Origin of the sequence: Armatimonas sp., from assembly GCF_031410135.1 — a bacterium.
GTDB lineage: Bacteria > Armatimonadota > Armatimonadia > Armatimonadales > Armatimonadaceae > Armatimonas.
In genome coordinates, this window is record NZ_JANNYP010000267.1 from 1 (window position 1) to 10,324 (window position 10,324).

Here is a 10,324-nt window from a genome sequence, read left to right on the forward strand (position 1 = left end):
ACGACTGGGCGAGCTGGGGGATCTACCTCATGCCCACGTCCCCCACCCGCGCCGTGAAGATCCCGATTCAGACCCATAAAGGCTCAACCTCGTTTGCCAACCCCTTTGCCTGCGCCCTCCCCGATGGCCGCGTTGTCGTGACCTTTTTTCTGCCCTCCGAAGGCAATGCGCCCGGTGAGGTGGGCAGCCTTCTCTACGTCTTGCAGCCCCCGCCCGCATGAGAATCGCAGTACTAGCCTTGCTGACAGGGGTCTTGCTAGCGCTAGCGTTCCCCCCCGCCGGTCTGTGGCCCCTCGCCTGGGTCGTGCCGGGGCTGCTCTACACGCTTCTGACGGAGTCAAAGCCAAAGTTTACGTCGCTCTCAGCCTACCTCTTTGGTGTCGCGCTGTATCTCATAGGGGCGCAGTGGGTTCGTGCGCTCGCTGTCCCGCTCTGGCTACTCCTGCCTCTCTTTCCCACGCCGATTTTTGCGCTCTATGGGCTCGCCAACGGTCTGCTTCTCCCCCGTCTTCGGACGCTCGTTCGCCCGGTTGCTTTCGCGCTGCTCTGGGCACTCTTTGAGTGGCTACGTGGCCTGGGAACCTACGCGGCTCCGTGGTTTTCTCTGGCCAGCGCCCACACCCACCCGACGGCGCTTCCACTCCTTCAAAGCGTCTCATTTTTGGGCACACCGGGCTTTGCCTTTGTTGTCGCCCTGACCTCGGCACTACTTATGGAGGGCCTCCGTCGCCGCCAAAAAACCTATGCATTCGCGCTACTCTTGCCACTCTCCCTCTTGCTCTTTCGTGCCCCAAAGCCACCGTCTCAGAGTACGACACTCCACCTCGCGCTGATCCAGGCAGGTCATGCAAACGAGAGCGCCACAGACGACTACATCGCGCTCTCGCGACAGGCCGCTCTGCGCCACCCGGAGCTGATCGTCTGGCCCGAAGGCGCGGCCACAGAGGCGACGATCTCCCTCGTGCAGCTCTCGGCACTAGCGCGGGAGCTCAAAACCCCGCTCCTCGTCGGGTTCTACGCAGACGGCACGAACAACCGCCCTGAGAACCTCGCGATTCTCTTTGATGGCACAGGAAAAGAGAGCGGGCGCTACTCCAAGCAGCGGCTCGCTCCGTTTGGCGAGGTTTACCCCTTCCAGCACGCGCTTCAGCCAATCTACGCGTCATTCGGCATCCACCACGACAGCTACCGACACGGGGAGCGTCCCGGCGTCTTGACCCTTCCCACAGGCCAGCGCATTGGCATTGGGATTTGCTTCGAGAGCGCCTTTCCCTGGGTCGCCACTAAAAACACGCAGGCAGGAGCGCAGATTATGCTCTTTCTCACCTCCGATCAGGCGTTTGGGCAGAGCGCCGCGCTGCCCCAGCACCGGGACTTAGCCATCGTGCGGGCAATAGAGAACCGTCGGCCCGTAGCGCAAGTGGCCACAACGGGAATCACGACGCTCATCGCCGCCGATGGCACGGTGCAAGCCGCCCTCGCGCCCGGCAAGCGAGGGATCTTGTTTGTGCATGCTATACTGCCCGAGTGAAACGGCGTAACTGGAGCGGACTATCTGCCCCTCTCTCGGGGCTCTTGCTGGTGCTGGCTTTCCCGAACTTTAACCTCTGGCCGCTCGCCTGGGTGGCACTGGTTCCGTTTTACCTGGCGCTTGTCTGCCCCGCCGGTTGGAGCGGCGGGGCTGGAGAGCGTCGTACCTCCGCTACAAAGGCCGTTCCGGCCATGCAGAAGTTTATGGGCGGCACGCCCTTTGTCGCTTTAGCTCTCAAGCTCTCCCGCTCCAACCGGGGGAGCCACGGCTTCTGGCTGGGCTTTACGATCTTTCTCACGGGCGTCTACTGGATCTCCGAGCTCAATGGCAGCACCCCTGCCGACAAGCTCTTCCCATGGATCGGGCTGGCGGCGATTCAGGGGAGCTTTTTCGCGTGTTTTGCGGCACTAGCGGGCTGGGCCATCCCAAAGCTTCCCGCTCCTGCTCGTCCGTTTGCGTTCGCGGCAGGCTGGGTGACCTTTGAGCTGATTCGTAGCCTCGGCGTCCTCAACTTCCCCTGGATGATCCTCGCCGTCAGCCAAGCCCACGGCGGTGGTACTAATTGGCTCCAGCTCGTGAGTGTTGGCGGGCAGTGGCTGCTCTCGTTTGCGATTGCCTTGGTCAACGGCCTGCTCGCCGAGGCATGGAAAACCAAGCAGTGGAAGCCTGCCTTACTGGCAGGAGCACTCTTTCTTGGGATCGGAATTAGTGGGTTCAACCTAACGCTACAAGGCTATTTCCGCGATAAGTCCACCACCCAGCCTAGGATTACTGTCGCGGCGCTTCAGGGGGGGCGTGAGGCATCCGACGGCGTGCCCGACTATGCGCCACTGACCGAGCAGGCAAAGGCCGATCTGGTAATCTGGCCAGAGGCGGCGGCGGGGCCGCTGGTGGGGGCGGAGTGGCGTAGTCGGTATCTCTCCGAGCTGGCGATTCGGACGAAAACCGACCTGCTGATCGGGGCGGGCGAGGCAAAGCCACACACCAACACCGTCTGGCACATTCGTCCGGATGGGAGTACAGGCGGGCGCTACGACAAACAAGTCCTCGTGCCCGGCGGTGAGTTCTTCCCTCTCTACGAAGTTCTCGGCCCAATCTACTTTCGGTTTGGCGCAACCCCTGAGTGGAACCACGTTCCCGGAAGCAAGCCAGCTGTCTTCACGCTTGCAGGCGGCACGAAAGTCGGGACAATCATCTGCTACGAGAGTGTCCTTCCCTGGGTGGCGCGCCAGGAAGTTCAGCAAGGCGCGGAGTTTCTCGTCCAGCCCACCTCAGACTCCTCGTTTGGAAAGACCGCTGGCCCCTACCAGCACCTGGGAATTGTCATCACGCGCGCCGTTGAGAACCGCCGCTATATTGTCCGCGCCGCTGCAACGGGGGTCTCGGCGATTATCTCTCCGACCGGCCAGATCGTCAATTCCCTCGACTTGAATAAGACCGGTGCCCTCACAGGCGGCGTCCTTCCGCTCACTGAGCGGAGCCTCGCCAGCCAGATCGGGGATTTGGTGGCTTATCTCTGCGCGGCAGGGAGTGTGCTAGCGCTGGCCTACCCCCTAACCCCAGCCGGGCGGGGGAAGCACAATCCCCGGTAAAATAGCACCATGAATCGCGCACTACTGCCTCTTCTATTTCTCCCCCTCCTCCCGTTATCGGGAGGAGGGGGCCGGAGGGAGGAGGGCTCCAAATCCTTCACGCTCCTCCACACCAACGACCAGCACGGGCACTTATTGCCATTCTCCTACCCGAGCCGCGTCTCGCCGAAAGACGCCATTGGGAAGATGCCGCACACAAAAGATATCGGCGGAATAGCGCGGCGAGCGACTTTGGTCAAGAAGATCAAGGCCGAGGCGAAGAACTGCTGGCTGATTGATGCGGGCGACTGTATGGACGGCTCGCCGTTCTCCGTGGAGTTCTTTGCCCAGGCCGACTACGCCGCGATGAACGCCGTGGGCTACGACTTTGGGGTCTTTGGCAACCATGACTTCAACATGACCGTCCCACAGTTTGAGGCGCTGATCAAAACCCCCACGTTCCCGCTGGTACTCGCCAACGTGACCGAGAAAAAAGCCAATAAGCCGATCCTGCCGCCCTATGTGATTAAAGAGTGGGGCGGGCTTAAAGTGGCACTCTTCGGGCTGGTGACGAGCTCCACCAAGACCTACACGGCGGCGAAAGCGGCCTACAAAGTGGACGACCCAGCCACCGTGGCCGCCGCACTGGTGCCTGAGCTACGCAAGCAGGCGGACTTGGTGATTGCCATCACGCACATTGGCCTCGACGAAGACCGGCAGCTCGCGCGTCAAGTTCCGGGCATAGACGTGATTGTCGGGGCGCACTCCCACACCCGCCTGCCAGTGGGCGTAATTGAGAAAGAGACGATCATCCTGCAAGATCACCAGTGGGTCGGGGAGCTGGGGCGGCTGGACTTCACGGCCAAGCGCGATGCGGCGGGCAGGTGGAAGATAGACAAGTTCACCGAGAAGCTGATTCCCATCACCAAAGAAATCCCCGAGGATGCAGCGACCGCAAAAGTGGTGGCGGGCTACTGGGACAAGATCAAAGCCAAGTACGACACCGTGGTTGGAGAGACGACCACGGAGCTAACCGACACCCCTGACCAGGATCTCCAGCCCACCAACTACTACCTGGTCTGTGATGCGATGGCAGAGTCCACGGGTGTAGATTTCTATATCGAGAACCAGGCAGGAGTTCGGGCTGCACTGCTCAAGGGCAAGATTACATTTGGTGATATCGTCTCGCTCGACCCGTTTGACAATGCACTCTACACCTTCAAGATCCAGGGCAGAGATTTGAAGAAACTCCTCGGCACGCTGCGCCCTATTCCCTCGGCCAATCTCAGGTACTCCGTCAAGCAGCGCGGCACCTCGCGCTTTGGCTGGACACTGGTCGGGGCAACACTCAAGGGTAAAGAGCTAGACAACGACACCTACTACTCGGGCGCGACCTCGTCGTATCTCTTCGCCAGCGCGATTCGGCGTGTCGCAATAGATGGTAAAGAAACCGGCACCACCCGCCGCGCCGTGCTTGTCGAGTACCTCAAGAAGCACTCTCCCATCACCGTCAAAGAAGATGGCCGCGTGCGCTTCGACGGCGGAAATCCCTTCCCGGAGGAGGGGAAATAGAGGGCGATGCACAATAGTGGCTTATGAGCAATTGGCCACAGGCTGCCGGGCCTAAGGGGAACTGGCAAACGACGGGTAAGGCACCCGTGTCTTGGAGTGTCGCGGAGGGCAAGGGAGTTGTCTGGAAAACGACGCTTCCCGAGACGGGGCAGAGTGGGATCGCGGTCTGGGGCGACCGGCTGTATCTCACCACCATGGCGGTGCAGACGGCGAGCAATACGAAAAAAGAGGGTGGAGACATTGCCGGGCACTGCGTAGACGCGAAGACCGGAAAGGTTCTCTGGAGCGTGGATCTCAAGGCCGCCGAGCCCAGCCCCTATGCCTACGGCTTCTCAGACTCGTCGTCGCCGACACCGGTCACCGATGGCAAGCGCGTCTGGTTCACCAACTCCAGCGGGCAGATTGCCTGCTGCGAGGCAAGTGATGGGAAAGTGCTCTGGCGGCGGGAGTGGAAGCCGACCACGGGCCGTCCGTTTAACAAGCAGTTCGAGCCGATCTTAGACAACGGAGTTCTCCTCAGCTGCGAGCCCCGCGACCCTGGCGATGGCTTGCGCGAGCGCGACCCGTGGAACTACCTCAAGGGCCTGGACGCCGCGACGGGAAAAGTCCTCTGGGTGGCAGAAGACGCGCTGACGCACTACAACACGCCGGTCTTTGGCAAGCTCAGCGGGGTGCCGTGTGTGCTCCAGGGCCGTGGTGGGCACCACGATGTCCCCGAGAAACCAATAGGTCTCTCGCTAACACGCCTCACCGATGGCAAAACGGTCTGGCGAACCGGGCTAACGGGCAAGGCACTCTACAACATGCACTGGGATGAAAAAGTAGCAGTCTGGATTGATGAAGACAAGTCCGAGCTGACGGTGCTGGAGAGCAAGACGGGGAAGATTCTACGCACCATCGCGCTCGATCTGAGTGTCTCGCTCCACACCTGGGATGGCGGAAAGTATGTCACGGAGACCGAGGTCAATCTGAAGCAGCGCAAGGTAAAAATCTTCCCGGCGTGGTTTACAAACATCATCGTTGACGGCTACTGCTGGTTTCTGTGTTTTTCGAACCCACAGCCCGCCTACGGTCAAGGCCCCACCGGGCCGCTCTACTGCGCGGGCCGCGTGCAGCTAGCATCGGGCAAGGTGGAGTATCTGGAGCTTCCCACCGCACCCGGCGGTATCTACAAAAAGCCCGTCGCCGCCTCGACCGTGAACTCCCAGGGCCGCGACATTGCCCAAGACCCTCGCTCCAAGCGCGATGGCTGGCACTGGGTCTTTATCGGCTCGCCCATCGCCGTGGATGGCAAACTCTACTACACCATGCAAAACGGCGTGACCTACGTACTTAACGGCAAGACAAAAGCCATGGACGAGCGTGCGATTCTCGCGGTCAATGATCTGGGATCACTGGGGCAGACCTGGAGCCTCAACACCCCAACGGCGGTCAATGGCAAGCTCTACCACCGCACCATGAAGGAGCTGATCTGCCTCGGATGAAAAATCCCAACGAAAGCCCGCACGGTAAACGTGGGGCAATGGGGCGTTCCGCCGTTCGCTTCGCTCAGTTTTTACCGACGAGGAATGAGGAGGCGGCGCGAACGCGCCCTATAGCCGGACGTTCACCGTCCTGGCATGTCCGAGCAGGGATTGTGTGCGCTTTTCTCGCCGCAACGCTCACGGCGGCGGCAATTCAGCCTCCAAAACCTCCCCCTTCGCTTGCCGGAGGGGGTGACCGAGGGACGAGGCCGGGGGAGGTGAAACCTCAAGCAAAGCTAGAGTTCAACCGGGACATCCGCCCGATCCTCTCCGACAACTGCTTCTACTGCCACGGCCCGGATGCAGGAAAGAGACAGGCGAATCTCCGGCTTGACCAGCCCAACGCGGCCACAAAGAGCGCGTTGGTTCAGCGTCTCTTTGCCGCGCCCGATGCGGGGCTGATGCCGCCTGCCGAGAGCCATAAGAAACTCACGACGGCGCAGAAAGAGACGCTGAAGCGCTGGGTTGCCGAGGGCGCGGCCTACCAGAAGCACTGGGCCTACGAAGCCCCGGTTAAAGCGCAGATTCCCGCGGGCCAGAGCGCGATAGACTTTCTCATCCAGAAGCGTCTTGCAAGCAAGGGTCTGAAGCCCTCACCGACCGCCAGCCGACGAATCCTCATTCGCCGCCTCTACACCGATCTTCTAGGGCTCCCACCGACACCCGCAGAAGTGGCGGCGTTTGAGCAAGATAGAGCACCCGATGCCTACGCAAAGCTCGTCGAGCGTGTCTTAGCAAGTCCCCACTACGGCGAGCGGATGGCGCAGAGCTGGCTCGATGTGGTGCGCTTCGCCGACACCATTGGCTACCACTCCGACAACCCACGCAATATCTGGCCCTACCGCGACTACGTGATCCAAGCCTTCAACTCCAACAAGCGCTTCGACAGATTTACCCGCGAGCAGCTCGCCGGGGATCTCCTGCCCGATGCCACCCAAGAGACGCGCATCGGCTCCGCGTTTAACCGGCTCTTGCTTACCACGGAGGAAGGCGGTGCCCAGCCCAAGGACTATGAGGCGCGGATGCTCACCGACCGAGTGCGTGCCGTCGGCGCGGTGTGGTTGGGGCAGACCACGGGCTGCGCCAACTGCCACGACCATAAGTTCGACCCCATCACGCAAAAAGACTTCTTCCGCCTCGGGGCCTTCTTCGCCGATATTCAAGAGGGCATCGTGGCAGTCCGTGAGCCAGGAATGCTCGTCACGACGCCAGAGCAAGAGAAGCGGCTAGGGGAGCTAAAAGGCGCGGAGAAGAAAGCCTACGAAGCGACACTCACGCGCTACCTGGTGACGGTGAGTACGGAAAAGAAGCGCACGGTGCGTCTTCTCCCCCGTGGAAACTTCCTCGATGAGACCGGGGAGGCCGTTACGGCGGGGATTCCGGCGTTTTTAGCCTCTCCTCCTAGAGTAACCTCTCCTCCCCAACCCTCCTCTCCCGGGCGCTCGTCCCTCACTGGGAAAGGAGGGAGTCCGCGGGTGGGTAGCCCCTTTCCCAAGGAGGAACGACTGCACGGGAGAGGGGTTGGGGAGAGGTTAAAAACGAGTGCAACCCGTCTAGATCTTGCCAACTGGCTGGTCTCGCGAGAGAACCCTCTGACGGCGCGTACGGTGATGAATAGGCAGTGGAAGCAGCTCTTTGGGAGCGGGATCAGCCGCGTTTTAGACGACCTCGGAGCGCAGGGAGAGCCACCCACCAACCCGGCGCTTCTGGACTGGCTGGCCTGCGAGTTTAGGGACAGTGGTTGGGATATCAAGCACATGGTACGGCTCATGGTGATGAGCAACACCTACAAGCAAGTCTCGATGGCAAGTAAGGCACTCCTCGCCGCCGATCCCGACAACCGAGAGTACGCGCGCCAGAGCCGCTTCCGCCTCGATGCGGAGCTGATCCGCGACAATGCGCTGGCGATCTCGGGGCTCCTGACGACAAAAATCGGTGGGCCAAGTGTGAAACCCTACCAACCCGAGGGCTACTGGGACAACCTGAACTTTCCGCCTCGAAAATATGCCTCGGACACCGGAGAGAGCCAGTACCGACGCGGGCTCTATGTCTGGTGGCAGCGCAGCTTCTTGCACCCGTCTATGCTCGCCTTCGATGCACCCAGCCGCGAGGAGTGCACGGCGGATCGTGGTCGCTCCAATATCCCCCAGCAAGCGCTGGTCTTATTGAATGACCCGACCTACGTGGAGGCTGCCCGTGCGTTTGCCACCCAAGCCCTTCAGCAGCCTGCGGAGATACGTCTCACGTGGGCCTGGCAACGTACCCTCCAGCGCAACCCCGATGCCACCGAGCAGCGCACCGTGCTTGCCTTACTCGAACAGCACCGAGCACGCTACAAAGCCACGCCGAGCGCCGCCGACGAAGTCCTCGCCATCGGGCTGGCTCCGGTGCCAGCCAATACGGATAAGCCCGAGATCGCGGCCTGGACGCTCGTCTGCCGCGTGCTTCTGAATCTCCATGAGACGATAACACGAGAATGAACGAACTAACCCGACGCGCTTTTTTAGGCAAGACCACGCAAGGACTTGGGGCGCTCGCGCTGAGCAGCTTGCTCACTCCTCGTGCCTCGGCCTCCCCTCTCTCCCCTCCTTTCCCGTTATCGGGAGGAGGGGCCGGGGGAGGAGGGTATCACGGAGGAGGGCGTGCCAAGCGTGTGATCTGGCTGACCATGGCGGGGGGGCCGTCGCAGCTGGAGCTTTTTGACCCGAAGCCCAAGCTGGCTCAGCTCCACGGCGCCCCCATGCCCGAGAGTTTCACCAAGGGCCAGCAGCTGGCGCAGCTCCAGGGGCAGAAGCTCCTCTGCTTTGGGCCACAGTTCGCGTTCGCCAAATATGGGAAGCATCAGACGGAGCTCTCGACGCTTCTGCCCCACACGGGAGCGATGATAGACGACATCTGCCTGATCCGCTCCATGACCACCGATGCCATCAACCACGACCCCGCGCACATGTTCATGAACACGGGTAGCCAGATCGCGGGCAGGCCGAGTATGGGCTCGTGGATTACCTACGGGCTGGGGAGCCTTGCCAAAGACCTGCCAGGCTTTGTGGTTCTCACCTCGCTGGGGCCAGGACGCTCGCCGCAGCCCATTGCGGCGCGGCAGTGGAGCAGCGGCTTTTTGCCCAGCAAGTTCCAGGGCGTCCAGCTTCGCAGCAAGGGCGATGCGGTGCTCTATCTCGCTAGCCCCAAAGGCGTGACGCACGAGCAGCAGGGTGCAGATATCGCGGCGATTTCTTCGCTTAATGCCCACCACAATAGCTTCGTGGACGATCCCGAGATCGCCACTCGTATCGCGCAGTACGAGCTTGCCTACCAGATGCAGACCTCGGTGCCGGGGCTGATGGACATCTCGCAAGAAAAACCCGAGACGCTAGAGAGCTACGGCTGCAAGCTCGGTGATGGGAGCTTTGCCAGCAACTGCCTACTCGCCCGGCGCCTCGCCGAGAAAGGTGTGCGCTTTATCCAGCTCTACCACCGCGACTGGGACCACCACAGCCTGCTTCGCGAGGAGCTGCCGCTTCGTGCCAAGGAAGTGGACCAAGCCTGCGCCGCACTGATCAAAGACCTCAAGCAACGCGGGATGTTCGAGGACACACTGATTGTCTGGTCGGGAGAGTTTGGCCGCACCCCGATGTCGCAGAGCAACAAAGGCACCACGGGGCGCGATCATCATAATAAAGCCATGTCGGTCTGGGTGGCGGGTGCTGGAGTTCGCGGCGGGCTGGTCTACGGAGCCACCGACGAGCTGGGCTATGCGGCGCAGGAGAATATCGCCACGGTGCACGATCTGCATGCGACCATGCTGCATCTTCTTGGTATAGATCACAATGCCTTCACCTATAAGTTTCAGGGACTCGATGCCAAGCTCACCGGCGTCGAGGGAGCAAAAATCCTCAAAGATATCCTGACATAAGCCGCTCAAACTAGGGCATACTAGAGTGACTATGCCAGACAATGACCAAGAGGTTGCCCTACCCCTAAGCCGTCGCCAGCTTTTTGCCTGGCTGACGGTGCTCGGGGCAGAAACGGCAAGAGCACAACCGCCCCCCCCCGGCCGGGGCCGGGGGGGGGGGGGGGGGGGGGGGGGGGGGGGGGGGGGGGGGGGGGGGGGGGGGGGGGGGGGGGGG

The 10,324-nt window shown here is 61.5% G+C and carries 6 protein-coding genes and 1 pseudogene; all 7 read left to right on the forward strand.

All coding sequences use genetic code 11. The annotated features are described in order from the left end of the window. A pseudogene (locus tag RMO15_RS10035) lies at positions 1-221 on the forward strand (hypothetical protein); the annotation flags it as partial. After that, positions 218-1,531, forward strand: coding sequence for an apolipoprotein N-acyltransferase (lnt, locus tag RMO15_RS10040; RefSeq protein ID WP_309711443.1), 1,314 nt, complete (start codon positions 218-220; stop codon positions 1,529-1,531). The pseudogene RMO15_RS10035 and the gene lnt (RMO15_RS10040), both read left to right, overlap by 4 nt. Then, positions 1,528-3,123, forward strand: a complete 1,596-nt coding sequence (lnt, locus tag RMO15_RS10045) for an apolipoprotein N-acyltransferase (protein WP_309711450.1) — start codon at positions 1,528-1,530, stop codon at positions 3,121-3,123. Before lnt (RMO15_RS10040) ends, lnt (RMO15_RS10045) begins: the two co-directional genes overlap by 4 nt. Before the next feature lie 9 nt (positions 3,124-3,132). Beyond that, entirely contained in the window at positions 3,133-4,674 is a 1,542-nt protein-coding gene (locus RMO15_RS10050; protein ID WP_309711451.1) for a bifunctional UDP-sugar hydrolase/5'-nucleotidase, read from the forward strand. Positions 4,675-4,697: 23 nt separating this feature from the next. Beyond that, a complete protein-coding gene (locus RMO15_RS10055) occupies positions 4,698-6,158 on the forward strand; it encodes a PQQ-binding-like beta-propeller repeat protein (RefSeq protein ID WP_309711453.1) in 1,461 nt (486 codons plus the stop codon). Positions 6,159-6,196: 38 nt separating this feature from the next. Beyond that, on the forward strand, positions 6,197-8,677 hold the full coding sequence (locus tag RMO15_RS10060) for a PSD1 and planctomycete cytochrome C domain-containing protein (RefSeq protein ID WP_309711455.1): 2,481 nt from the start codon (positions 6,197-6,199) through the stop codon (positions 8,675-8,677). Continuing rightward, a complete protein-coding gene (locus RMO15_RS10065) occupies positions 8,674-10,110 on the forward strand; it encodes a DUF1501 domain-containing protein (RefSeq protein ID WP_309711457.1) in 1,437 nt (478 codons plus the stop codon). The genes RMO15_RS10060 and RMO15_RS10065 overlap by 4 nt, the downstream gene beginning before the upstream one ends. Positions 10,111-10,324: the final 214 nt, after the last annotated feature.